This is a genomic window from Streptomyces sp. NPDC053493 (assembly GCF_044544825.1).
Lineage (GTDB): Bacteria > Actinomycetota > Actinomycetes > Streptomycetales > Streptomycetaceae > Streptomyces.
In genome coordinates, this window is record NZ_JBITXS010000013.1 from 130,517 (window position 1) to 155,286 (window position 24,770).

Genomic DNA, 24,770 nt, shown 5'->3' on the forward strand with positions numbered 1-24,770 from the left:
CGGGCCGGGGTCGCGCCCGGGCGTGCCGGGGCCTCACCCGTACAACCGGCGGCCGCAGTGCGGCCAGGGGCTCGCCCCGCGCTGGACGTAGAGCTTCTTCGCCCGGAAGGTCTGCTCCGCGGCCGGGGCGTTCTGGGCCGTGCCGGAGCCGCCGAGGGCGTGCCAGGTGCCCGGGTCGAACTGGTAGAGGCCGCCGTAGGTGCCGGACGGGTCGACGGCGTTCGGGCGGCCGCCGGACTCGCAGGCGGCGAGCGCGCCCCAGTTCAGGCCGTCGGCTCCGGCGACGGAGCTGGGCAGCGGGCGGGTGCCGACCCGGACCTGCTGGGTGACGGGTTCGCGGACGGTCTCCTCGGCGATCCGGCGCGGCCTCTGCCGGACGCCGTTGACGGTCCGCAGGGCGTACGTGACGCGGCGCACGCCCGGCACGCCCCGCCGTTCGACGACCTCGGTCCCGGCGAACAGCTCCGGGTCCCGGGTCCGCTCGACGGCGTACGGCACGGGCTCCTCGCGGATCTCGCGGGTGCCGGTGATCCGCAGCACGGTGATCGTCTGGCCGTCGCGCGGGAAGGAGTCGAGCGGTACGGAGGTGGTGTCCTGGCCCGAGAGCGTGATCCCGGCCTCCTCGACGGCCTCGCGGACGGTGGCCGCGTTGGTGCGGACGGTCCGTTCGCGGCCGTCGGCCAGCAGAGTGACCGCGCGCTCGGTGCGGACGTCGAGGGCGAGGCCCTGGCGGGAGATCGGGGCCGCGCGGGACACCGACAGATAGGCGCCCTCCGCGCGCACGCCGAGCTGGCGCAGGGCGCCGTCGACGGTGCGGGCGGTGGTCCACACCTGGCGGCGGCGGCCGTCGAGGGTGAGGGCGACCGGCCGCCCGTAGCGGACGACGACCTCGTCGCCGCCGCCGAGCGCGGTGCCGGGCGCGGGCGCGACGATGTCGTGCTCGCCGACCGCCAGGCCCTCGTCGGCGAGCAGCTCGTCGACGTCGTCGGCGAAGGTGTGCAGGGTGCGCGGGACACCGTCGACGGAGAGCCGGACGGACTTGTCGTTGACGACGAAGGCGCTGGTGCCGCCGGCGAGGAAGGCGACGACGAGGGCCTGCGGGACGATCCGCCGCAGTCCCTCGCCGGCGGACGGGCGCGCTTTGCGCCGCCGGGCGGCCCGGCGTGCCCCGGACCGATGCGAAGTGCTCACGAGGCCCGGACCCTAGCCGTGCGGCCGGTCACTCTCCAAAACGACCCGGCTACGTTGCGTAACCGTTATCTGAGGGTCAGTAGTCGAAGGCGCGGGCGGTGTTCGCGCCGATGGCCTCGGCCAGCTCCTCCTCCGTGATGCCGCGCACCGCCGCCATCGCCCGGACGGTCACCGGGATGAGGTACGGGGCGTTCGGCCGGCCCCGGTAGGGCGCGGGCGTCAGGAACGGCGCGTCGGTCTCGACCAGGACGAGCTCCAGCGGGGCGACGGCGAGGGCGTCGCGCAGCGGCTGGGCGTTCTTGAAGGTGACGTTGCCGGCGAAGGACATGTAATAGCCCTTGGCGGCGCAGATCTCGGCCATCTCGGCGTCGCCGGAGTAGCAGTGGAAGACCGTCCGCTCGGGCGCGCCTTCCTCGTCGAGGACGCGCAGCACGTCGGCGTGGGCCTCGCGGTCGTGGATGACCAGGGCCTTGCCGTGCCGCTTGGCGATCTCGATGTGGGCGCGGAAGGAACGCTCCTGCGCGGCCATGCCCCCGGGACCGGTGCGGAAGTGGTCAAGGCCGGTCTCGCCGACGGCGCGGACGTACGGCAGGGCGGCGAGCCGGTCGATCTCGGCGAGGGCGTCGTCGAGCGCCGCGTCGCCGCCCGCCTCGCGGGCGCCCTGCCGCGACCAGCCGTCCGGGTCGCCGAGGACGATCCGGGGCGCCTCGTTCGGGTGCAGGGCGACGGCGGCGTGGACGTGCTCGTGCCGGGCGGCGGTCTCGGCGGCCCACTGCGAGCCCTTGATGTCGCAGCCGACCTGGACGACCGTCGTCACGCCGACGGCGGCGGCCTTGGTGAGGGCCTCCTCGACGGTGCCGGACTGCATGTCGAGGTGGGTGTGCGAGTCCGCGACCGGGACCAGCAGGGGCTCGGGCAGCGGCGGCGGGGCGTCCTTGGAACTCATGGCCCCGATCGTACGAGGGCCATGAGTTCACGGGCGAAGGAATACCGCCGGGACGGACGCCCGGGCCGACGCCGGGGCGGATGCCGGGCCGGACGCCCCGGCGGATGCCCGGGTGGACGGAGCGGGGACTACCGGCGGGGCCGGAACGGGTGCAGCAGGTCGGAGAGGTGCCAGTGGTGCGGGACCGGGGGCTTGTCGGGCTCGGAGCCCTGGGCGCCCTCGGGGCCCACGGCGTCGTCCTCGGTCAGCTCCTGGCCGATCGGCCCGGCCGGACCCACCGGTCGCGCCGCCCGGGCCCCACGGCTGTGGCGCTCGGTCGCGGCCATCAGGTCGAGCACCGAGGACACCTGGCCCGCCCGCATGATCCGCACGACGTGACTGCCGCAGTTCATGCAGGTCGGCCTCGACAACGGCGACGGGACCCGCGCTCCGTCGGCCTTGTAGACGACGTACTCGTGCCCACGCGCGTCCACGTGGTGCTCTATCTCGTACGCCTGCTCCCAGCCGTATCCGCATCTCATGCAGGCGAAGGCGTAGGCCTCATGGGCGACGGGCGTTCCGGTGCCGGTGATCTCACTCATTCCAGCTCCTCTCCACTGATCCAGTGGACGCCTTTTTCGGCCGGAACGCATCAGCGTCGGAAGAACCATGGACGCAGTTTGGCGTTTCCTTGCCCAAAAGGCCTTCGAGCGGGCCCGCCGCCGGGTTCCGCTTTGCCTTTCAGGTTAGTCCTTTACCGTTTCCGGGGCCCGGCGCCGCCGCATTCTTTGCCGCCACGACGGCATCGAACACCTCGCGCTTGGGAATGCCGGCCTCGGCGGCGACCGCCGCGATGGCCTCCTTGCGCCGCTCGCCCGCCTCCTCGCGCACCCGCACCCTGCGCACCAGCTCCTCGGCGTCGAGCTCGGCGGGCCCGGTCTCCGGGGCGCCCTCGACGACGACCGTGATCTCGCCCCGTACGCCCTCCTTCGCCCACTCCACCAGCTCGGCCAGCGGGCCGCGCCTGACCTCCTCGTACGTCTTGGTCAGCTCCCGGCACACGGCGGCCCGGCGCTCCGCGCCGAAGACCTCGGCCATCGCGGCGAGGGTGTCGTCGAGCCGGTGCGGGGCCTCGAAGTAGACGAGGGTGCGGCGCTCGCCCGCGACCTCGCGCAGCCGGCCGAGCCGCTCACCGGCCTTGCGCGGCAGGAAGCCCTCGAAGCAGAAGCGGTCCACGGGCAGCCCGGACAGGGCGAGCGCGGTGAGCACGGCGGACGGGCCCGGCACGGCGGTGACCTTGATGTCCTGCTCGACGGCGGCCGCGACCAGGCGGTATCCGGGGTCCGAGACGGACGGCATGCCGGCGTCGGTGACCAGCAGGACGCGGGCGCCGCCGGCCAGCGCCTCGACCAGCTCGGGCGTGCGGGCGGACTCGTTGCCCTCGAAGTAGGACACGACCCGGCCCGTGGTGTGGACGCCGAGCGCGCGGGTCAGTCCGCGCAGCCTGCGGGTGTCCTCCGCGGCCACGATGTCCGCGTTCTGCAGTTCGGTCGCGAGCCGGGGCGGCGCGTCCGCGATGTCGCCGATGGGGGTGCCTGCGAGTACCAGCGTTCCTGTCACACGGCCATCCTCCCAGCCCGCTCGGACATCCTCGCCGCCCGGCCGCCGGACCGCCCGCCGCCCGGTCGCGTCGCCGGTGACCGCCCCGCCGTGCCCGCGGCCGCCCTCGGCCGCCCTCGGCCGCCCTGCGCCGCCCGCCCGGCCCGACACCGGCGCGGCTCCGCGCCCGGACAGGCGACGCGCACAGGCGCGTTCCCTACGATGGCGCGGTGACCAGTACCGCACCCGAGGCCCTGGAGGGTCAGCACCCCGTGGCACCGACCGTGGCCGAGCCCTCTTCGTGGCAGCGGAGACTGCGGCGCCACGGCTACCGCCCGGCCGGTCGGAGTTCCCTGTCCATCGGCCTGCGGGAACGGCTCGTCCCGCCGTACACCCGGCCGTCGCCGCGGCTGTGGTCGCTGCTCGGGATCTCCCCGGGCACCGCCCACCGGGTGTGGCGGCTCGCCGCCTGGGGCGGACCGCTGCTCGTCGCGCTGGTCGCGGGGCTGCTGCGGTTCTGGAACCTGGGCAGGCCGCGCGCGGTGATATTCGACGAGACGTACTACGCCAAGGACTCCTGGGCCCTGATCAACCAGGGCTACGAGGGCGCGTGGCCGAAGGACATCGACAAGACGATCCTGAGCGACCCGGGCTCGGTGCTCGTGCCGATCGACCCGGGATACGTGGTCCACCCGCCGGTCGGCAAGTGGGTGATCGGCGTCGGCGAGAAGCTGTTCGGCTTCGAGCCGTTCGGGTGGCGCTTCATGGTGGCGCTGCTCGGCACGCTGTCGGTGCTGATGCTGTGCCGGATCGGCCGGCGGCTCTTCCGCTCGACGTTCCTGGGCTGCCTGGCGGGCCTGCTGCTCGCCGTGGACGGGCTGCACTTCGTGATGAGCCGCACGGCGCTGCTCGACCAGGTGCTGATGTTCTTCGTGCTCGCCGCGTTCGGCTGTCTGGTCGTCGACCGCGACCGGGCGCGGGCCCGGCTCGCCGCGGCGCTCCCGGTCGACCCGGACGACGGCCTGCTGCGGCCGGACGCGGACGTCGCGCAGCACCTGCGCCTGGGCTGGCGGCCGTGGCGGCTCGCGGCGGGCGTGATGCTGGGCCTGGCCGCCGGCACCAAGTGGAACGGCCTCTACATCATGGTCGGCTTCGGCCTGATGACCGTGCTGTGGGACCTGGGCGCGCGCCGCACGGCCGGTGCCATGCGTCCGGTCGCGGCGGTGGTCCGGCGCGACCTGGTGCCGGCGTTCGTGTCGGTGGTGCCGGTGGCGATCGCCACGTATCTGGTGTCCTGGTCGGGCTGGATCTTCACCGACAAGGGCTACTTCCGGCACTGGGCCGCCGAGCAGGACAAGCTGAACGGCGGCGGGACCTGGGGCTTCCTGCCGGAGTGGCTGCGCAGCCTGTGGCACTACGAGACCGAGGTCTACAAGTTCCACGTCGGCCTGAGCTCGCCGCACACCTACGAGTCCAACCCGTGGAGCTGGCTGGTCCTCGGCCGCCCGGTCTCCTACTTCTACGAGTCGCCCGCGCCCGGCACCGCGGGCTGCCCCGCCGGCGCCACCGAGAAGTGCGCCCAGGAGGTCCTCGCGCTCGGCACCCCGCTCCTGTGGTGGTCGGCCTGCTTCGCGCTCCTGTACGTGCTGTGGCGCTGGGCCTTCCGCCGCGACTGGCGCGCGGGCGCGATCGCGTGCGGCGTCCTGGCCGGCTGGGCGCCGTGGCTGCTCTACCAGGAACGCACCATTTTCCTTTTCTACGCGGTGGTGTTCGTCCCGTTCCTGTGTCTCGCGGTGGCGATGATGATCGGGGCGATGGTGGGGCCGGCGGGTTCCTCGGAAAGACGGCGCACTTTCGGGGCGGTGGGCGCGGGCGTCCTGGTTCTCCTCATCGTCTGGAATTTCATTTACTTCTGGCCGCTGTACACGGGAACTTCGATTCCGCTGGACCAGTGGCGCAACAGGATGTGGCTCGACACCTGGGTCTAGACACCTCCTGGGTGTCACCGGCCGGCGGCGTTTCACGCATCGGAAAACAGACGGCCTGGTCGCTTTCCGGTAACGACCGTCGCCGGTGACACTCCTGCCCTCTAGGCTGCCGTGGGGCCGCACACCTGGGGGAGGGAGGCGCAGCCATGCGCAGTGGTGTCAAGGTCGCGATCGTCGGCGGGGTGTTCGTCGTCGTGGCGGGCGGGGTCGGGTACGGGGGCTACAACCTCTGGAACGGGCTCACGGGCGGGTCGGACGGCGGCACGGTGTCGACGTCCGGAACGGGCGGGAAGAAGACCGGGCCGGTCACCTCGGAGGAGGTGACGGCGACCGCGAAGGACTTCCTGGCGGCCTGGGCCGGCGGCGAGTCCGACCGGGCCGCGCAGCTCACCAACGACCCGGTCGGCTCCGGTCCCGCCCTGCTCGGCTTCCGGGAGCAGGCGAAGGTCTCCCAGGTGACGATCACGCCCGGGCCCGCGGCCGGAACGACGGTGCCGTTCACGGTGAAGGCGACCGTCTCGTACGAGGGCGTGACCAAGCCCTGGACGTACAGCTCGCGGCTCAGCGTGGTGCGCGGTCTGACGACCGGCCGGCCGCTGGTCGACTGGAAGCCGGGCGTGCTGCATCCGAAGCTGACCTCGAAGTCGGCGTCGATCCGCACCGGCGGCGCGAAGTCGGGCGAGATCCAGGCCGTCGACCACAAGGGCCGGCCGCTCACGGCGGAGAAGTACCCGTCGCTCGGGCCGGTCCTGGACCAGCTGCGCGAGCGCTACGGGTCGACGGCGGGCGGCAGGCCGGGCGTCGAGGTCTTCGTCGACTCGGGCGTCGAGGGCGTGCCGGACACCACCCTGCTGACCCTGGCCAAGGGCGAGCCGGGCCGGCTGGAGACGACCATCGACGCCGATGTGCAGGCGGCGGCCGAGCAGGCGGTGAAACGGTACGGCTCCGCGTCCGTGGTGGCGGTCAAGCCGAGCAGCGGCGCGGTGCGGGCGGTCGCCAACAACCCGGCGAACGGCTTCAACACGGCGTTCCTGGGCACGAAGGCGCCCGGCTCGACGCTCAAGATCGTCACGGGCGCGCTGCTCCTGGAGAAGGGCCTGGTGAAGGCCGACCAGGTCGCCGAGTGCCCGCCGACCGCCACGTACTACGGCCGGACCTTCAAGAACCTGGACGGCTTCTCGCTGGCGGACAAGCCGTTCGCCGTGAGCTTCGCCCGCTCCTGCAACACCGCCTTCATCAAGAAGATCGACGACGTCAAGGAGACCGAGGGCGACGACTTCGGGCTGGCCCGCGAGGCCAAGGAGGTCTTCGGCATCGGCCTCGAGTGGAAGACCGGCATCACGTCCTTCGACGGCAGGATCCCCGAGGCGACCGGCGGCGAGGCGGCGGCCCAGTACATCGGGCAGGGCACCGTCCAGATGAACCCGCTGAACGTCGCCTCGATCACCGCGACCGCGAAGGCGGGCGTCTTCCGGCAGCCGTACCTCGTCGCACCGGACGTCGACCACCGCACGCTCGCCGTCGCCGAGCGCCGGCTGCCCGCGTCCGTCGCCCAGCAGCTGCGCGAGATGATGCGGCGCACCGCGACGGCGAGCTACGGCACGGCCGTCGGGCCGATGGCCCCGGTGCGCGGCGACAAGGGCGCGAAGACCGGGTCGGCGGAGGTCGACGGCCAGGAGACCTCGGACTCCTGGTTCACGGCGTTCGCGGACGACCTCGCCGCGGCGGCCGTCGTGGAGGGCGGCGGACACGGCGCGACGGCGGCGGGCCCGATCGTGGCGCAGGTCCTGAACGCGGACTAGGCCCGCGACACGGCGACCCCGGGCCCGCCTGGCGGCGGGCCGGAACCCGGTCGCGTGTCTGCTACACGTACCGATAGCGTGGCGGTCCATGACGACGTCACACGCTGATGCCCATCCGCAGTTCGCCGCGGCCCTGAAGGAGCTGGGTCTCGACGTCGAGGTGCGGCGTTTCCCGGACGAGACCCGGACCGCCCAGCAGGCCGCCGACGCGATCGGCTGCGCGGTCTCGGAGATCGTGAAGTCGCTGATCTTCGCGGCGGACGGGGTGCCGGTGCTCGTCCTGATGGACGGCGCCTCGCGGGTGGACGTGGAACGGGTGCGCCAGGAACTGGGCGCGGCGGAGGTCACCCGCGCCGACGCGCGGCTGGTGCGGGAGACGACCGGCTACGCGATCGGCGGCGTGCCGCCGTTCGGGCACCGCACCCGGACCCGGGTCCTCGCCGACCGCGGGCTGCTCGACCACGACGTGGTGTGGGCGGCGGCCGGCACCCCGCACACCGTCTTCGCCCTCGACCCGAAGACGCTGGTCGCGCACGCGGGCGGCGCGCTGGTGGACGTCCGCGAGCGCACGGCGTGACGCCGCTCGTCGCCGCGGCCGTCCTGATGGCCGCCGTCACGCACGCCAGCTGGAACGCGATCGCCGCGCGCATCAAGGACCAGCTGCTGTCCTTCACGCTGATATCCGGCGGCGGTGCGCTCATCGGCGGCGTCACCGCCTGCTTCGTGCCGCTGCCGGCGGCCGGGGCGTGGCCGTACCTGATCGCCTCGGCCGTGCTGCACGTGGCGTACATGGCGCTGCTGATGAAGTCCTTCACGCTCGGCGACTTCGGCCAGATGTACCCGATCGCCCGGGGCACGGCGCCGCTGGTGGTGACGCTGCTCGCCGCGGTCTTCGTCGGCGAGATCCCGGACGCGGGACAGCTCGCCGGCGTCGCCGTCGCCTGCGCGGGCCTGACCGGCCTCGCCCTGTGGGGCATCCGCGGCAAGGGCGCCCGCCCGCACTGGCCGGCGCTGCTCGCCGCGGGCGCGACGGGCCTGGCCATCGCCGCGTACACCGTCGTCGACGGCGTCGGCGTCCGCGCGGCGCAGACGCCGCTCGGCTACATCGCCTGGCTGATGGTCCTGGAGGGCCTCGCCATCCCGGCCTACACCTTCTACCGCCGCCGCGCCGCCCTGGCCTCCCAACTCCGCCCCTACGCGGCCCGCGGCCTGCTCGCCGCCGCCATGTCCGTCGCGGCCTACGGCTTCGTGCTGTGGGCCCAGACCAAGGCGCCGCTGGCGCCGATCGCGGCCCTGCGCGAGTCCTCGATCATCGTCGGCGCGGCCATCGGCGCCCTCCTCTTCAAGGAACGCTTCGGCGGCCCGCGGATCGCCGCCGCGGGCCTGATGGTGGTGGGCATCGGCCTGATGCTGTACGCGAGCTGACAGGGCCCCACGCCGCGCCCGGCGCGGTGTCCGCCGTCAGAGGGAGGCGCGGACCGCGCGGATCAGCGCCTGGGCGCGCGGGTCGGCCGTGACCGTCTTGCGCATGCCGTTGGTGACGTAGCCGAAGGAGACGCCCGTGTCCGGGTCGGCGAAGCCGAGCGAGCCGCCGCGGCCGGGATGGCCGAAGGAGCCCGGTCCGAGGAGCGGCGAGGCCGGGCCGTGGAGCATGTGGCCGAGGCCGAAGCGGGTGCCGACGATGAGGACCCGGTCGGGGCCCGCCGACTCCTCCGTACGGGCCAGGGTGAGCGTCGCCGGCGCGAAGAGGCGCGGGCCGCCGCCGTCGACCGGGCCGAGCGTGGCGGCGTAGAAGCGGGCGAGGGCGCGGGCGGTGGCGACGCCGGCCGAGCCGGGCAGCTCGGCGGCGCGGTAGACCGGGTCGTTCTCGTCGGGCGCGGGCTCGATGACGCCGAAGGCGCGGCGGGTCAGCGACCCGGGGTCCCGGTAGGCCGCGGTGACGGCCGGCTTGGGGCGCAGCCGCAGCGCCGGGCTGTCGGCGGGCTCGGTCTCCTCGACGGGGCCGACCCGCCCGACCCGGTGGGCCTCGTCGTCCGGCAGGCCGATCCACAGGTCGAGGCCGAGCGGGCGGGCTATCTCCTCGGCGACCCAGCGGCCTATGGTGCGGCCGGTGACCCGGTGGACCAGGCCGGACAGCAGCCAGCTGAAGGTGTGGGCGTGATAGCCGTGGGCGGTGCCGGGCTCCCAGGCGGGGGCCTGGGCGGCGATGGCGGCGGTGGCGGTCTCGAGGTCGACGGCCTCGGCGAGGCTCAGCGGGCGGTCGAGCACGGGGACGCCGGCGCGGTGCGCGAGCAGCTGCCGTACGGTCACCCGGTCCTTGCCGGCCGCCTTGAACTCCGGCCAGTACGTGCCGACGGGCGCGTCGAGGTCGAGCTGGCCGCGCTGGTGCAGCAGCAGCGGCACGGCGGCGGCGACGCCCTTGGTGGCGGAGCGGACGATCTGGGCGGTGTCCACGGCCCAGGGCGCCGCGCCGTCGACGTCGCGGGTCCCCGCCCACAGGTCGACGACCTTCGCGCCGTCGCGGTAGACGGCGACCGCCGCGCCCCGCTCGCCGCGTTCTTCGAAGTTGCGCAGGAACGCGTCCCTGACCGGCTCGAATCCCGCCGCCACCGTGCCCTGGACGTCCACCTGACCCACGCTTCCTCTCCTGACCGATCCGGCCGGTCGTCCCGGCCGGCTCCCATGGTGCAACGGGAAGCGGGCCGCGCCGATTCCGGGGTGGCGCCCCGGCCGCCGTGAACCGGCCGCCGTCGACCGTGCGCGCCGTGAACCGGCCGCCGTCGACCGTGCGCCGCGGGCCGTCGCCGTCCGCCGTGCGTCAGACGACGGAGCTGGGCACGAAGCCGTACGGCAGTTCCAGGCGGTGCCGTGCCATCAGTTCCTCGTCGGCCAGGATCTCGCCGGTCGGCCCGTCGGCGGCGATGACGCCCTCGCTGAGGATCACCGAGCGCGGGCACAGCTCCAGGGCGTACGGCAGGTCGTGGGTGACCATGAGGACGGTGACGTCCAGGGAGCGCAGGATGTCGGCGAGTTCCCGGCGTGAGGCCGGGTCCAGGTTGGAGGACGGCTCGTCGAGGACGAGGATCTCCGGCTCCATGGCGAGCACGGTCGCCACGGCCACCCGGCGCCGCTGGCCGAAGGAGAGGTGGTGCGGGGGCCGGTCGGCGAAGCCGGCCATGCCGACCCGGGACAGGGCCCGGTGGACCACGGCCTCCAGCTCGGCGCCGCGGACGCCGGCCGCCGCCGGCCCGAAGGCCACGTCCTCGCGGACGGTCGGCATGAACAGCTGGTCGTCGGGGTCCTGGAAGACGATGCCGACGCGGCGCCTGATCTCGGCCAGGTTCCGCTTCTCCACGGGCAGCCCGGCGACCGAGACGCCGCCCGCGCCGCCGGTGAGGATGCCGTTGAGGTGCAGCACGAGGGTGGTCTTGCCGGCGCCGTTGGGGCCGAGCAGGGCGACCCGCTCACCGCGCCCGACGGTCAGGTCGACGCCGAAGAGGGCCTGGTGGCCGTCCGGGTAGGCGTAGGCGAGGCCGCGTACGTCGAGGGAGGGAGAGGTGGTCGTCATAGCGTCCATCCGAGGAGGCAGATCAGGAGGGCGGAGAGCGGGAGCGCGGCGGCCCGGCGCCACTGCGCCGTGGTGGCGGTCACCTCGTCGATGACCGGCATCGACCCGGTGTAGCCGCGGCTGACCATGGCGAGGTGCACGCGCTCGCCGCGCTCGTACGAGCGGATGAAGAGGGCGCCGGCGGACTTGGCGAGGACGCCCCAGTGCCGTACGCCCCGGGCCTCGAAGCCGCGCGAGCGGCGGGCGATCGACATCCGCCGCATCTCGTCGGTGATCACGTCGCCGTACCGGATCATGAAGGAGGCGATCTGGACGAGCAGCGGCGGCAGCTTGAGCCGCTGGAGTCCGAGGAGCAGGGCGCGCAGCTCGGTGGTCGCGGCGAGCAGCACGGAGGCGGCGACGCCGAGGGTGCCCTTGGCGAGCACGTTCCAGGCGTCCCACAGGCCGGGGACGGAGAGCGGGACGCCGAGGAAGGTGGTCTGCTCGCCCGGCACGACGAAGGGCATGAGCAGGGCGAACGCGACGAACGGGATCTCGATGAGCAGCCGCTTCAGCAGGAAGCCGGGCGTGACGCGGGCTCGCGCGACGACGGCGCCGAGCAGGACCGCGTAGAGCGCGAAGGCCCACATCGCCTCGCGGGGCGTGGCGACGACCACGACGACGAAGGCGAAGACGGCGGCGAGTTTGGTGTGCGGGGGCAGCTCGTGGACCGGCGAGTGCCCGTGTCGGTACAGCTTGTGCGCGTGCCCCGCTCCCATGTCAGGCCCGTGCCCCGGCGTCCGTGTGCCGGCGGCGGCGGACGGCCCAGAAGGCGCCGCTGCCGACGGCGAGGGTCGCGCCGACGCCGATGACGCCGGCGAGGCCGCCGGACAGGCGGGCGTCGGAAATGTCCTTCACGCCGTAGTCGGCGAGCGGGGAGTCGGCGGCGGCGTGCGGCTCGGCCTTGGCGTCGATGCCCTGGTCGGCGGCGACCTTCTCCAGGCCGTCGGGGCTGGCGGAGGCATAGAAGGAGACGAAGCCGGCGAGGAGGAGGGCGGTGACGACGCCGCTGATCCAGATCTTCTTCGGCGAGCGGGCCGCCACGGGCGTGGCCGCGGGCGCGGCGGCCGGGGCGGCGTCGACCAGCTCGCCGTTCACGCGCAGCTTCAGCGGGGCGGACAGGCCCCGGGCGCCGTGGACGAGGTCGGGGCGGACGGCGATGACGGCACCGACGGTGAGCATGGTGATGACGGCCTCGCCGATGCCGATGAGGACGTGGACGCCGGCCATGGCGGTGAAGACCTTGCCGAGCGGCACGTCGGTGGTGCCGCCGATCGCGTAGATGGCGGTGAAGGCGATGGCCGCGGCCGGTACGGACACGAGGGCCGCGACGAAGGAGGCGACGGTCACCGAGCCGCGCTTGCGGGGCAGTACGAGGACCAGGCCGCGGAAGAGGGCGTAGGCGACGACGACGGTCACGACGGCCATGTCGGTGATGTTCACGCCGAGCGCGGTGAGGCCGCCGTCGGCGAAGAGGACGCCCTGCATGAGCAGGACGACGGCTATGCACAGGACGCCGGTGTACGGACCCACGAGGATCGCCGCGAGCGCACCGCCGAGGAGGTGTCCGCTGGTCCCGGCCGCGACCGGGAAGTTGAGCATCTGCACGGCGAAGACGAAGGCGGCGACGAGACCGGCCAGCGGCGCGGTCCGTTCGTCGAGTTCCTTACGGGCTCCGCGCAGGCTGACGGCGACGGCGCCGGCGGCGACGACACCGGCCGCGGCCGATACGGGGGCGTTGATGAATCCGTCAGGTACATGCACGTCTCGCATGATACGGCGCTCCTGCGAAGCGTTTGCAAGAGCGTGATGAGGTCAGGAGGAGAGCATGCCCTCGCGGTGCGCGCCCGCGGCCGCCCGGCGCACGCCGCCAAAAAGTGGGACATTAGGGACTAACGACGTGAACGAGTGTGAGGAGCCGCCGATGCCCCGCGCCGCTGCCGACCACGCAGTCGAGGACCACGCCAAAGGCCGGATCATCAGCGACGCGCCGCTCTCCCGGCCGGTGCCGGTGGCTCTCCGCTTCGATCCCGGCTTCGAACCCGCCACCGTCCGCTTCGTCTTCCCCGGCAACATCGAATGGTCCTTCCCGCGCACCCTCCTGGAGACCGGCCTGCGCGCTCCCGCCCGGCGCGGGGACATAGGCGTGTGGCCGTGCGGGCGGGTGCAGGCGGTGGTGGAGTTCCACACGGACGACGGCGTCGCGGTCGTGCAGTTCGACACGACCGCGCTGCTGCGCTTCCTCAAGCACACGTACGCCGCCCGCGCGCCGATGTCGGCACGCTGACGGCGTACGCGCCGCGTCGGGTCCCCGTCCCCACAGGTCCCGGCGCGATCCGGGGCGCACCGCCCGCTCAAGCGGCGGCCCCGGGGTCTGATGGGCGCTCGACGGCTCAGACCGACAGCAGCTCCCGGTCCTCGTCCCGGCCTCCGCCGTCGCCCTTGTCCCGGCCGTGGCCCGCGCCCCGGCCGTCCTGGGCGGCCGCGAGGCCCTCGCCCTCGACGTCCACGTTGGGCAGCACCCGGCCGAGCCACTTCGGCAGCCACCAGGCCTTGTGGCCGAGCAGCGCGAGCACGGCCGGCACGACGGCCATGCGCACCACGAAGGCGTCGAAGAGGACGGCGACGGCCAGACCGAAGCCGATCATCTTGACCATCTGCTCACTGGAGCCGATGAAGCCGGAGAAGACCGCGATCATGATCACCGCGGCGGCGGTGACCACCCGGGCCCCGTGCCGGAAGCCGGTCACGATGGCCTCGCCGGGACGCGCGCCGTGGACGTACGCCTCACGCATCCGCGTGACCAGGAACACCTCGTAGTCCATCGCGAGACCGAAGACGACGCCCACCATGAAGATCGGCATCATCGACATGATCGGGCCGGTCTGCTCGACGCCGAACAGGCTGCCCAGCCAGCCCCACTGGAAGACCGCGACGACCGCGCCGAGGGCGGCGACCACGGACAGCAGGAAGCCGAGGGCCGCCTTCAGCGGCACCAGGACCGAGCGGAAGACCACCATGAGGAGCAGGAAGGCGAGTCCGACGACCAGCGCGAGGTAGGGCAGCAGCGCGTCGTTCATCTTCTGCGAGAAGTCGATGTTCATCGCGGTGGCGCCGGTGACCAGCACGTCGTCGCCGGTCGCGCCGCGGATGTCGTGGACGAGGTCCTCGGTGGCCACGGAGGACGGGCGGTCCTTCGGGATCACCGTGATCATCGCGGTGTCGCCGGCCTTGTTCGGCGTCGGCGGCGTGACGGCCGCCCAGCCGTCGAGGCCCTTGATCGTGGAGACGGTCTTGTCGGCGGTGGCCTTGTCGCCGTCGACGACGACGAGCAGCGGGCCGTTGAAGCCCGGGCCGAAACCGTCGGACAGCAGGTCGTAGGCGCGGCGCTCGGTGGCCGAGGTGGGCTTCACGCCGTCGTCCGGCAGGCCCATCTCCAGGGACGCGGCCGGTACGGCGATCGCGCCGAGGCCGAGGACGCCGACGAGCAGCACCATCAGCGGGCGGCGGATGACGAAGCGGGCCCAGCGGGTGCCGGCGTTCGGCTTGTCGCCGCCGTCCTTCTCCTGGCCGGCCGCGGCGGCCTTGCGCTGCTTGCGGCCCACGACCTTGTCGCCGGCGAAGCCGAGCAGCGCCGGGATGAGGGTGAGCGCGATCAGGACGGCGATCACGACCGTGCCGGCCGCGGCGAAGCCCATCTTGGTGAGCATCGGGATGTTGACGACGGCCAGGCCGACCAGCGCGATGACCACGGTCAGGCCGGCGAAGACGACGGCGGAGCCGGCGGTGCCGGCCGCGCGCCCGGCGGCCTCCTCCTTCTCGCGGCCCTCGGCGAGCTCCGCGCGGTAGCGGGAGACGATGAAGAGGGCGTAGTCGATGCCGACCGCGAGGCCGATCATCATCGCGAGGGTGGAGGTGGTGGAGCCGAGGTCGAGGACGCTCGCGAGCGCGGTGATCGTCGAGACGCCGATGCCGACGCCGATGATCGCGGTGAGCAGCGGCAGTCCGGCGGCGACGAGCGAGCCGAAGGTGATGACGAGCACGACGCCCGCGATGACCACGCCGACGATCTCGCCGGCGCCGGTCTCCGGCATCGACTGGAGCGCGTCACCGCCGATCTCGACGGTAAGTCCCTGGCCCTGCGCGGCCTCGCCGGTCTGCCGGAGCGCGCCACGGGTCGCGTCGGTCAGCTCCATCGCGTTGACCTTGTAGGCGACGGAGACGTAGGCGACGCGGCCGTCCTTCGAGAGCGCCTGCGCGGTGTACGGGTCGGTGACCCGGGCGATCTGGTCGGAGCCGGACTTCAGCGCGGCGACGGTCTTGTCGACCTTGGCCTTGTTCGCCGGGTCCTTCATGGTCTGGCCGGCCGGGGCCTCGAAGACCACGCGGGCGGTGGCTCCGTCGGCGCTGCCGCCGGGGAAGCGCTGCTCGAGCAGGTCGAAGGCGCGCTGGGCCTCGGTGCCGGGGATGGAGAAGGAGCTGGAGGTGGCGGTGGGCGCGGTGGCGGCGCCGACGCCGGCGAGCGCGAGGAGCGCCACCCAGATCAGGGCGACGAGCCGTCGGCGCCGGAAGGCGGAGCGACCGACCTTGTAGAGAAACGTGGCCACGGGGGCGTACTCCCGGTGTTGGGTGGGACAGGGCATGGGGAGCCGGCCCGACGGCGTGAGCGGTGCGACGTCAGGAACTGCGTGGGTGGTGCGGGATGCGCGGGGTGGTCAGGCGCCGAGTGAGGGGAGCACGACGGCGTCGACGTAGGCGCTGAGGAAGGCGTGGTCCACCGGCTGGTCTTCGATCAGCGGGCGGGCGATGAACGCCCCGATCAGCATGTGGGGCACGAGCCTCAGCGCCGGGTTCCCGGCGTCGATCTCGCCCCTCCGGACCGCTCGGTCCAGCACCTCGTGAAGGCCGGTCATCTCGGGTTCGATGAGCAGCTCGCGCAGCGCCTGGAGCAGTTCGGGGTTGTTGTGGACGGCATGGGCCAGACCCCGCATCAGCGCGGAGTCCTTCTCCATCTGACAGTCGTCGGACCGCTCCAGCATGGCCCGGAAGTCGCCGCGCAGGGTGCCCGTGTCGATCTCGGCGAGCGAGACCGGCTTGTTGTGGCGCAGGGCCTTGGCGACGAGTTCGGGCTTGCTCCCCCACTGGCGGTAGAGGGTGGCCTTGCTGGACCGGGTGCGGGCGGCGACGGCGTCCATGGTGAGGGCGTCGTAACCGACCTCGCGCAGCAGGTCGAGCACGGCTTCGTACAGCTCGGCCTCCCGCTCGGGGGTGAGCCTGCTGCGTGCCATGACCGGCCTCCTGTCCGACAGATCATCGAACGAAACGGTTTCGTACACCACGACGATACCCGGGACCGCGAGCGAAACGAAACCGTTTCGTACGTGTTCTGGGCCACATGCGGACGCACGTACGAGTTGCCGCGCCCCCTTGTGGCGGAAAGCATGAGGAGGTGAGTGACGACCTCGCGTATCTCCGCTTCCCGCACCTCCACGACGAGCTGCTGTGCTTCGCGGCCGAGGACGACCTCTGGGTCTCCCCCCTCGCGCCCGAGGGCCAACGGCCCGGCAGAGCCTGGCGGATCACCGTCGACCGGACCCGGGTCGGCCACCCGCGCTTCTCGCCGGACGGCCGCCACATCGCCTTCACCAGCTGGCGCAGCCTCGATCCCGAGATCCACCTCGCGCCCGTGGACGGCGGCCCCGCCCGGCGGCTCACCTACTGGGGCTCGACCGACACCCGGGTCTGCGGCTGGTCACCACCCGACAAGGACGGCAGGTGCGACATCCTCGCCGTCTCCTCGCACGGCCAGCCCTTCTCCTACTTCTCCTGGGCCTACTCCGTCCCCACCGACGGCTCCCCCGGCGGCCGGATGCCCTGGGGCCCGGTCTCCGACATCGCCGTCGCCGACCTCGACGACCAGCGCCGCACCCTGCTCCTCACCGGCACGCCCCCGCACGAACCCGCCTCCTGGAAGCGCTACCGCGGCGGTGCCATGGGCCGGCTGTGGCTGCACGGAGAACGGCTGCTGGCCGACCTCGGCGGCCACCTCGACGCGCCCATGTTCGTCACCGCGCCGTCCGGCGAGGGCGGGCCCCACGGCGTCCGCATCGCCTTCCTCTCCGACCACGAGGGCATCGGCAACCTCTACTCCTGCCTTCCCGACGGCACCGACCTGCGCCGCCACACCGACCACGACGAGTTCTACGCCCGCAACGCCTCCAGCGACGGCCGGCGCGTGGTCTACCAGTGCGCCGGCGAACTGTGGATCGTCGACGAGCTGACCGCCGACTCCCGGCCCCGCCGCCTCGACGTGCGCCTCGGCGGGCCGCGCACCGGCCGCCGCCCCTACCAGGTGCCCGCCGCCCACCACGTGGACGCGCTGTCCGTCGACGAGACCGGCCGGGCCAGCGCCGTCTCGGTGCGCGGCAGCCTCTACTGGCTGACCCACCGCGACGGCCCCGCCCGCACCATCACGGACACGCCCGGCGTACGGGTCAGGCTGCCCGAGATGCTGGGCAGCGGCGGCCAGGTCGTCTACGTCACCGACGCCGAGGGCGAGGACGCCCTCGAGATCGCCTACCTGCCCCGGGCCAGCGGCGACCGCCCGCCCCGCCGGCTCGCCGCCGGTGAACTCGGCCGGGTCGAGGAACTCGTCGCCGACCCCGACGGCGAACGCCTCGCCATCGCCTCCAGCGACGGCCGCCTCCTCCTCATCGACACCGCGGAACTCTCCGACCAGGAGCCGGCGCCCGCGCCGGCGACGGAAACGGAAGCCCCCGGTCCGGCGCCCGGTCCGACGCCCGCACCGGGCCTGGACGCGGACCCGGCGGGAGCTTCCGCGGAGCCGGACGCGGACCCGGAACCGGCGGGAGCAGCCTCCGCGGAGCCTTCGGCCGAGGGCGGCGCGGCAGGCGGCGCGGCGCGCTGGGAGGCCGAGGGCTCCGACGGTGGCGCCGGGGCCGAGGCTTCCGGCGGTCTCGACGGCTCCGACGGCTCCGACGGCTCCCAGGGCGTGGTCACCGAGTTGATCCGGTCGGTCAACGGGCCCGTCCGTGACCTGGCCTTCTCTCCCGACGGCGCCTGGCTGACCTGGTCGCATCCCGGCATCGGGCGTTCGCTGCGCTCCATCAAGATGGCCCGCATCTCCGGGCCCGGCGCTCCTCTCATCGTGGACGTCACCAACGGCCGCTTCGAGGACGAGAACCCGGTCTTCACCCGAGACGGCCGCTATCTCGCCTTCCTGTCCTGGCGGGGCTTCGACCCGGTCTACGACGTGCACACCGGCGACCTGTCCTTCCCGCTGGGCTGCCGCCCCTATCTCGTACCGCTCTCCTCCGCGACTCCCTCTCCCTTCGCGCTCCTTCCCGACGGCCGGCCCGCCGCCGGCGGCATGGATCCCGCCGACGAGGAGGCGGGCGGCGCCGGGGACGGGACGGTCACCGTCGAGATCGAGGGGCTTCCCGACCGCGTCACGCCCTTCCCGGTGACCGCCTCCAAGTACTCCGCCCTCCAGCCCGTCGCCGGCGGCGGCCTCGTCTGGCTGCGCTGGCCCATCTCCGGCGCCCTCGGCGAGACCTTCGCCAACCCTTCCGATCCCTCGCCCCGGCCGACCCTGGAGCACTACAACATCACCAGGGCCCGCAAGACCGAACTCGTCGACCACCTCGACTGGTTCGCGGTCAGCGGCGACGGCAGCCGGCTCGTGGTGGTCGACGAGGGCGAGCTGCGCGCCGTGCCCGCCACCGAGTCCGGCGACGGCGACACCACCGTCTACCTCGACCTGCGGCGCATCGTGCACGAGGTGGACCCGGCCGCCGAGTGGCGGCAGGCGTTCGACGAGGCGGGCCGGATCGTCGAGGCCTACTTCTGGGAACCGGACATGGGCGGCGTCGACTGGGCTGCCGTGCTCGACCAGTACCGCCCGCTGGTCGAACGCGTCGCCTCACCCGACGAGTTCGCCGACCTGCTGCGCGAGGTCCTCGGCGAACTCGGCACCTCCCACGCGTACGTCACGCCGGCCCGGCGCAACGAGGGTCCGCCGTACTACACGCGCCCGCAGGGCCTGCTCGGGACCAACCTCGTGCCCCGCGAGGAAGGCTGGGTCGTCAAGCGGATCCTGCCCGGCGACTCCTCCGACTCCAAGGCACGCTCGCCGCTCGCCGGCACCGGCATCCGCGAGGGCGCGGTCCTCACCCATGTCGACGGCCGGCCCGTCGATCCCGTCGCCGGTCCCGCTCCCCTCCTCTCCGGCACCGGTGGCACCACCGTCGAACTCACCTTCACTCCCGCCGGCGGCGAGGGCCGCTCCCGCCGCATCGCCGTCGTGCCGCTCATCGACGAACGCCCGCTGCGCTACCAGGACTGGGTGACCAAGCGGCGCGCCGTGGTCCACGAGGTCAGCGGCGGTCGCTGCGGCTACCTCCACATCCCCGACATGGGCGGCTCCGGCTGGGCGCAGTTCAACCGCGACCTGCGGATGGAGGTCTCCCGGCCGGCCCTCATCGTGGACGTCCGCGGCAACGCCGGCGGCCACATCAGCGAGCTGGTCATAGAGAAACTGACCCGCAAGATCCTCGGCTGGGACCTCACCCGCAACGCCCAGCCCGTCAGTTACGCCTCCAACGCGCCGCGCGGCCCGGTCGTCGCCCTCGCCGACGAGGCCACCTCCTCCGACGGCGACATGATCACCGCGGCCTTCAAGCTGCTGCGCCTCGGCCCCGTCGTCGGCCAGCGCACCTGGGGCGGAGTCGTCGGCATGACGGGCCGCCACCGGCTCGGCGACGGCACCCAGATCACGGTCCCGATGAACGCGGCCTGGTTCCCCGAGTACGGCTGGTCCGTCGAGAACCACGGAGTGGCGCCGGACCTGGAGATCCTGCGCACCCCGCTCGACTGGGCCGAGGGCCGCCACGCCCAGCTGGACGACGCGGTCCATGTCGCCCTGGCGCTCCTGGAGGAGAACCCGGCCGCGAGCCCGCCCGGCTACGAGGCCGTGCCGGACCGCTCCCGGCCCAAACTGCCGCCGAGGTCCGACTCGTAGGCCGTGAGGTCCAGCTCGTAGGCGATCCCGGGCTGGTCGGCGAGCGTGACGCTCCCGACCGCCCCGAAGCCGACCCGGGCGAGCACCGCCCGGGACGGCCCGTTGGCGAGGGTCGTGGCGGCGGTGAGGCGGCTGAGCCCGTACTCCTCGCGGGCGCGGCGGCACAACTCCCGTATCGCCGCCGTCGCCACGCCCCGCCCGGTCGCCTTCTCGGCCAGCCGATAGCCCAGCTCGGCGCTGCCCTCGGCCACGTCCACCAGATTGAAGCGGCCGACTATCGCGCCGTCACCCGCCACCAGCACATGGAAGTGGATCGTGCCGGCCTCCTGCTCGTCGAGCAGGGCCCGGTGCCGGGCGGCGAATCCGTCCGGCTCGAAGAAGGCGTCCCCCCGGTCGGGCACGGACGCGCTGAAGAAGGCCCGGTTCTCCCGCTCGAAGGCGAGGACGGCGGGCGCGTGATCGGATCGCAGACGCTCGAGTACGAGCTCGGTGACGGCCATGGGCATCACGGTACGTAACTCCGCGATTCCGTGCCGCCGGTTATCCACAGGTGCCCGGCAGGCAGACACCTGCCGGGTCCACCTGTGGAAAACGCGAAGGCGCACACCCTTAGGCGCAAACGCGAAGGCGCACCCGGCGTCCCGGGTGCGCCTTCCTCACAGGACGGCGTCAGGCGTCGTAGTCCTGCTCGAACCGGTCACGGTCCTCCGCCTCCTGGCGGGTCCGGTCCGACTGCGGGTCACGCGGACGGCCCTTGGCCTGCGAGGCGCGCTCGGACGCTTCGTCCTTCACGCCGCGCGCCCGGCTCTGAGCCTGGTCCTTGAGCTCCTGCGCCTTGTCCTGGAACTGGTCCTTGATGCCCATGAAGATTCACTCCTAGTGGGGGTGTGAGGGAGTCGGGGCGTGTAGCCCCTGGGCCTCGACCAGATTGACACGGCCGGACACACTGCGCATTTCGATCACATACGGACAGTCATCGGCCGTCCGGACCGGCTCCCCACCCGGCCGGCCGCCTTCCCGCCCGGCCGGCCACTTCCCGTCCGGCCACCTGGCGCGCGCCAGGCGCCCGTCCTCCCTCTCGCCTAGGCGCCCGTCCTCCCGCGCGCCTGCTCGTCGGCCGCGCCGCCCGCGCCCACCAGGCCCTTGGACACGGACGCGAGCCGCGGCTCGAAGCGCTGCATCTCGCGCCGCCCGACGGTCGCGATGATCCCCGGCAGATAGCCGCGGCTCGACTGCATCCCGCGCAGCCACCACTGGGCGTAGACGTGCGCCGAGCGCCGCTCGATGCCCGCCACGATCCGGTCGACGGCCGGGCCGAGCGGATACGTGCGGTTCGACGGCCACGGCAGCCGGGAGCGCAGCTCGCGCATCACGTCGTCCTGGTCCGCGCCCCGCACCATGTCGGTGTCGGTCCAGGAGAGATAGCCGACGCCGACCTTCACGCCCTTGTAGGCGACCTCGGCGCGCAGGCTGTGCGCGAAGGCCTCGACGCCGGACTTGGAGGCGCAGTACGCCGTCATCATCGGCGCCGGCGTCATCGCGGCCAGCGAGGCGATCTGCAGGAAGTAGCCGCGGGACTCCATGAGGACGGGCAGGAAGGCCCGGGCCGTCACGGCGCCGCCGATCAGATTGACCTCGATGACCCGCCGCCAGGCGACCGGGTCGGAGTCCACGAACGGACCGCCCGCGGCGACACCGGCGTTGGCGACCACGATGTCCACCTTGCCGAAGCGTTCCTTCACCTCGGTCGCCACCCGCGCCATGGCCTCGTGGTCGGTGACGTCGGCGTGCCACCAGTCCGCCTCGGTGTGCAGCCGGCCCGCGACCTCCTTGAGGAGCTCCGGCTCCAGGCCGACGAGGGCGATCTTCGCGCCGCGCGCGGAGAGTTTGCGGGCGAGGAGTTCGCCGACACCGCGCGCTCCTCCGGTGACGACCGCCACCTGTCCTTCCAGGCTCACCCTGCTCATGCCCCTGCCTCCTCCTTCTGCTGCGTCGTGGCGGCCTGCCGCTCGGTCACTCCCAGATAGGTGAGCGTCAGTTCGCGGATCTGCGCGGTGACGGCCTCCGGGGCCTCCACCGGCGTCATGTGTCCCGTCCCGGCCAGTTCGACCAGTCCCGTGCAGTGCGGCAGGGCCGCCGCCATGGCGCGGGAGTGGCCGGGCGGCGTGAGCCGGTCGGCGGTGCCGACGAGCACGGCCACGGGCAGCCGCAGCTCCCGCACGCCCGCCTCCAGGTCGAGCCCGGCGAGGACCTGCGACCAGCCGTGCCGTGCGCCGCGCGGGCACGCGTGCACGATCCGGGCACAGGCGTCGACCCGCTCGGGCGCCGTTCCCGGTCCCATCGTCGCGTACTTGAGGATCTTCTTCGACACCGGCGTGACCGGCCCGAGCGGCGCCTTCGCACCGAGGACCGCCGCGGTCAGCCGGGTCCGCAGGCCGCCCGGCCGCAACGGCACGACGAGGGCCTCGGCGGTCAGCCGGGACGGCCCGGTCGAACAGAGCAGCGCGGCGGCGGCGTGCTGCCGGAAGAGCGGCCGCCCGGCGGCGGCCATGAGCGTCATGCCGCCCATGGAGTGACCGGCGAGCACGGCCCGTTCGCCCGGCCCGAGCGTGGCCGCGAGCACGGCCTCCAGGTCGTCGGCGAGCGCCTCGGTCGAGTAGCCCGTGGTCGAGTGGCCCTTGGCCGAGGAGCCGTTGGTCGAGTGGCCCTTGGCCGAGTAGCCGTTGCCGCCCGCCCCGGGTTCGGGGGCCGGCGAGCCGCCGTGGCCGCGCTGGTCGTAGACGACGACCCGGTGGTCGGCGGCGAGGTCCCGGATCTGGGCGTCCCAGAAGCGGGTGGAGCAGGTCCAGCCGTGGGCGAGGACGACGGCGGGCGCGCCCTCGGGGCCGTACACCTCGACGTGCAGGCGGGACCCGTCGGCCGAGGTCGCGGTGAGGACGCGAGGGCTCGGGGCGGGCGGGTGCGTGGCGCTCACTTGACGGCCTCCTTCTTGCGGCCGTCCCGGCGGGCGCCCGCGGCCGGTGCCTTCGCGGGGGCGCGCAGCACCTCGTACTCGGACAGGTCGACGGACCGCGTCTCGCGCCGGAACTCGCCCGTCGTGCCCGGCCACAGGGTGGTGTTGCGGCCGTTGGCGTCGAGGTACCAGCTCTGGCAGCCGCCCGACTTCCACACCGTCCGCTCCATCCGGGCCTGCACCCGGCGGTTCCAGGCGCCGACGGCGGAGGGCCGGGCGGCGAGGGCCGCGCGTCCGCCCAGGACGTCGAGCTGGCGCAGGTAGTCGGCCATGTAGTTCAGCTGGGACTCGATCATGAGGATCATCGAGGAGTTCCCGAGGCCCGTGTTGGGGCCGATGATCGTCATCCAGTTGGGGAAGCCGGCGGCGGTGGCGCCGCGCAGCGACTCCATGCCGCCCTTCCAGTGGTCGGCGAGCGAGCGGCCGTCGGCGCCGATGACGCGCGGGGCGATCGGCATGTCGGTGACGTGGAAGCCGGTGCCGAAGATGATCGCGTCGACCTCGGTCTCGGTGCCGTCGGCGGCGACCACGACATTGCCGCGGACCGCCTGCAGACCGGACGCGACGACGTCGACGTTGGGCCGGGTGAGCGCCGGATAGTACGTGTTGGAGAGCAGGATCCGCTTGCAGCCGAGGCGGTACGAGGGAGTCAGCTTGGCCCGCAGCGCCGGGTCCTTGACGGCCCGGGCGATGTTGGCCTTGGCGAGCCGCTCGACCAGGCCGAGCTCGTCGGGCCGCTTGGTGAAGGCGCTGACCTGGAGTTCGCGGATGCCCCACAGCAGGCCGCGGCGGGCGGTCGCGGTGAACGGCAGCTGCCGGTGCAGCCAGCGCTCGGGCCCGCTGATGGCCCGGTCCACGCGCGGCATGACCCACGGCGGCGTGCGCTGGAACAGGGTGAGCCGGCCGACCTTCGGCTGGATGGACGGGACGATCTGGATGGCGGAGGCGCCGGTGCCGACCATGGCGACGCGCTTGCCGGTGAGGTCGTAGTCGTGGTCCCAGCGGGCCGAGTGGAAGACCTTGCCGGGGAAGTCGGCGAGCCCCGGAATGTCGGGGATCTTGGGGTCGGAGAGCGGACCGGTGGCGGAGACGACGACGTCGGCGGAGAAGGAGCCGTTGCTCGTCTCGATCTCCCAGCGCAGCTCCTCCTCGTTCCAGGCCGTCTTCATGACCTCGTGGTTCAGGCGCAGGTGCGGCCGGATCCCGAACGTGTCGGTGACGTGCTCCAGATACGCGCGGATGTGGCGCTGGCCGGAGAAGGTGCGGGGCCAGTCCGGGTTGGGCGCGAAGGAGAAGGAGTAGAGGTGGGAGGGCACGTCGCAGGCGCAGCCGGGATAGTCGTTGTCCCGCCAGGTGCCGCCCACCGCGTCGGCCCGCTCCAGGACGACGAAGTCGGTGATTCCCTCGCGGCGGAGCCGGACGGCGGCCCCGATCCCGCCGAATCCCGATCCGATCACCGCCACTCGTACGTGCTCGTGCTTCGCCATGCCGCCTCCCGTGCGCCCGGCCAAGATTCCGCCAGCAATCACTGGCACAATCGGGACTGTAGAGCAGCGGCATACCGAGCGGTAGGGGTCGGGCGAGGGAAAGTTACCGGCGGTACAA

At 73.3% G+C, this 24,770-nt stretch carries 21 protein-coding genes; 6 read left to right on the top strand and 15 right to left on the bottom strand.

Annotation, left to right across the window (positions count from 1 at the left end):
- Positions 1–33: 33 nt before the first annotated feature.
- The 4 genes from ACIGO8_RS29740 to rsmI form a co-directional block, all read right to left on the bottom strand.
- Complete coding sequence (locus ACIGO8_RS29740; protein ID WP_399737081.1) at positions 34–1,191, bottom strand: ubiquitin-like domain-containing protein; 1,158 nt, start codon at positions 1,189–1,191, stop codon at positions 34–36.
- 76 nt (positions 1,192–1,267) lie between these two features.
- On the bottom strand, positions 1,268–2,137 hold the full coding sequence (locus ACIGO8_RS29745) for a TatD family hydrolase (protein ID WP_399737083.1): 870 nt from the start codon (positions 2,135–2,137) through the stop codon (positions 1,268–1,270).
- Positions 2,138–2,265: 128 nt separating this feature from the next.
- Positions 2,266–2,718: a hypothetical protein gene (locus ACIGO8_RS29750; protein WP_399737085.1), complete on the bottom strand. Its 453-nt coding sequence runs from the start codon at positions 2,716–2,718 to the stop codon at positions 2,266–2,268.
- Positions 2,719–2,857: 139 nt separating this feature from the next.
- A complete protein-coding gene (rsmI, locus tag ACIGO8_RS29755) occupies positions 2,858–3,736 on the bottom strand; it encodes a 16S rRNA (cytidine(1402)-2'-O)-methyltransferase (RefSeq protein WP_399737087.1) in 879 nt (292 codons plus the stop codon).
- A gap of 209 nt (positions 3,737–3,945) precedes the next feature.
- Here rsmI and ACIGO8_RS29760 point away from each other — a divergent pair, with 209 nt between their 5' ends.
- The 4 genes from ACIGO8_RS29760 to ACIGO8_RS29775 all read left to right on the top strand — a co-directional run bounded on the left by ACIGO8_RS29760 (position 3,946) and on the right by ACIGO8_RS29775 (position 8,930).
- Positions 3,946–5,703: a dolichyl-phosphate-mannose--protein mannosyltransferase gene (locus tag ACIGO8_RS29760; RefSeq protein WP_399737089.1), complete on the top strand. Its 1,758-nt coding sequence runs from the start codon at positions 3,946–3,948 to the stop codon at positions 5,701–5,703.
- Between the two features lie 146 nt (positions 5,704–5,849).
- Positions 5,850–7,505, top strand: a complete 1,656-nt coding sequence (locus ACIGO8_RS29765; protein ID WP_399737091.1) for a penicillin-binding transpeptidase domain-containing protein — start codon at positions 5,850–5,852, stop codon at positions 7,503–7,505.
- A gap of 88 nt (positions 7,506–7,593) precedes the next feature.
- Complete coding sequence (locus tag ACIGO8_RS29770) at positions 7,594–8,082, top strand: YbaK/EbsC family protein (protein ID WP_399737093.1); 489 nt, start codon at positions 7,594–7,596, stop codon at positions 8,080–8,082.
- Positions 8,079–8,930 carry an EamA family transporter gene (locus tag ACIGO8_RS29775; RefSeq protein ID WP_399737095.1) on the top strand — a complete coding sequence of 284 codons (852 nt, stop codon included), beginning with the start codon at positions 8,079–8,081 and terminating at the stop codon, positions 8,928–8,930. The genes ACIGO8_RS29770 and ACIGO8_RS29775 overlap by 4 nt, the downstream gene beginning before the upstream one ends.
- Before the next feature lie 36 nt (positions 8,931–8,966).
- Here the strand turns inward: ACIGO8_RS29775 and ACIGO8_RS29780 are convergent, their stop codons facing one another.
- From ACIGO8_RS29780 to ACIGO8_RS29795, 4 genes are all read right to left on the bottom strand, one after another.
- A complete protein-coding gene (locus tag ACIGO8_RS29780) occupies positions 8,967–10,133 on the bottom strand; it encodes a serine hydrolase domain-containing protein (protein WP_399737147.1) in 1,167 nt (388 codons plus the stop codon).
- Positions 10,134–10,323: 190 nt separating this feature from the next.
- A complete protein-coding gene (locus tag ACIGO8_RS29785; RefSeq protein WP_399737097.1) occupies positions 10,324–11,073 on the bottom strand; it encodes an energy-coupling factor ABC transporter ATP-binding protein in 750 nt (249 codons plus the stop codon).
- Positions 11,070–11,831, bottom strand: a complete 762-nt coding sequence (cbiQ, locus tag ACIGO8_RS29790; protein ID WP_399737099.1) for a cobalt ECF transporter T component CbiQ — start codon at positions 11,829–11,831, stop codon at positions 11,070–11,072. The genes ACIGO8_RS29785 and cbiQ overlap by 4 nt, the downstream gene beginning before the upstream one ends.
- Position 11,832: 1 nt before the next feature.
- Positions 11,833–12,876: an energy-coupling factor ABC transporter permease gene (locus ACIGO8_RS29795; protein ID WP_399737101.1), complete on the bottom strand. Its 1,044-nt coding sequence runs from the start codon at positions 12,874–12,876 to the stop codon at positions 11,833–11,835.
- Between the two features lie 160 nt (positions 12,877–13,036).
- On the opposite strand from ACIGO8_RS29795, the gene ACIGO8_RS29800 reads away from it, so the two are divergent.
- Positions 13,037–13,399 carry an SsgA family sporulation/cell division regulator gene (locus tag ACIGO8_RS29800; RefSeq protein WP_399737103.1) on the top strand — a complete coding sequence of 121 codons (363 nt, stop codon included), beginning with the start codon at positions 13,037–13,039 and terminating at the stop codon, positions 13,397–13,399.
- A 106-nt stretch (positions 13,400–13,505) separates the two neighbouring features.
- Here ACIGO8_RS29800 and ACIGO8_RS29805 read toward each other — a convergent pair whose 3' ends face one another.
- A complete protein-coding gene (locus tag ACIGO8_RS29805; protein WP_399737105.1) occupies positions 13,506–15,719 on the bottom strand; it encodes an MMPL family transporter in 2,214 nt (737 codons plus the stop codon).
- Between the two features lie 108 nt (positions 15,720–15,827).
- Positions 15,828–16,400 carry a TetR/AcrR family transcriptional regulator gene (locus ACIGO8_RS29810; protein WP_399737107.1) on the bottom strand — a complete coding sequence of 191 codons (573 nt, stop codon included), beginning with the start codon at positions 16,398–16,400 and terminating at the stop codon, positions 15,828–15,830.
- Positions 16,401–16,561: 161 nt separating this feature from the next.
- Here ACIGO8_RS29810 and ACIGO8_RS29815 point away from each other — a divergent pair, with 161 nt between their 5' ends.
- On the top strand, positions 16,562–20,152 hold the full coding sequence (locus tag ACIGO8_RS29815; protein WP_399737109.1) for a S41 family peptidase: 3,591 nt from the start codon (positions 16,562–16,564) through the stop codon (positions 20,150–20,152).
- On the opposite strand, the gene ACIGO8_RS29820 is transcribed toward ACIGO8_RS29815, so the two are convergent.
- The 5 genes from ACIGO8_RS29820 to ACIGO8_RS29840 form a co-directional block, all read right to left on the bottom strand.
- Positions 20,095–20,652 carry a GNAT family N-acetyltransferase gene (locus ACIGO8_RS29820; RefSeq protein ID WP_399737111.1) on the bottom strand — a complete coding sequence of 186 codons (558 nt, stop codon included), beginning with the start codon at positions 20,650–20,652 and terminating at the stop codon, positions 20,095–20,097. The two genes, ACIGO8_RS29815 and ACIGO8_RS29820, sit on opposite strands and share 58 nt — an antisense overlap.
- 169 nt (positions 20,653–20,821) lie before the next feature.
- Positions 20,822–21,016: a hypothetical protein gene (locus tag ACIGO8_RS29825; RefSeq protein ID WP_399737113.1), complete on the bottom strand. Its 195-nt coding sequence runs from the start codon at positions 21,014–21,016 to the stop codon at positions 20,822–20,824.
- 218 nt (positions 21,017–21,234) lie between these two features.
- A complete protein-coding gene (locus tag ACIGO8_RS29830) occupies positions 21,235–22,119 on the bottom strand; it encodes an SDR family oxidoreductase (protein WP_399737115.1) in 885 nt (294 codons plus the stop codon).
- Entirely contained in the window at positions 22,116–23,126 is a 1,011-nt protein-coding gene (locus ACIGO8_RS29835) for an alpha/beta fold hydrolase (RefSeq protein WP_399737117.1), read from the bottom strand. Before ACIGO8_RS29835 ends, ACIGO8_RS29830 begins: the two co-directional genes overlap by 4 nt.
- Positions 23,123–24,652, bottom strand: coding sequence for a flavin-containing monooxygenase (locus tag ACIGO8_RS29840; RefSeq protein WP_399737119.1), 1,530 nt, complete (start codon positions 24,650–24,652; stop codon positions 23,123–23,125). Before ACIGO8_RS29840 ends, ACIGO8_RS29835 begins: the two co-directional genes overlap by 4 nt.
- Between the last annotated feature and the right edge of the window lie 118 nt (positions 24,653–24,770).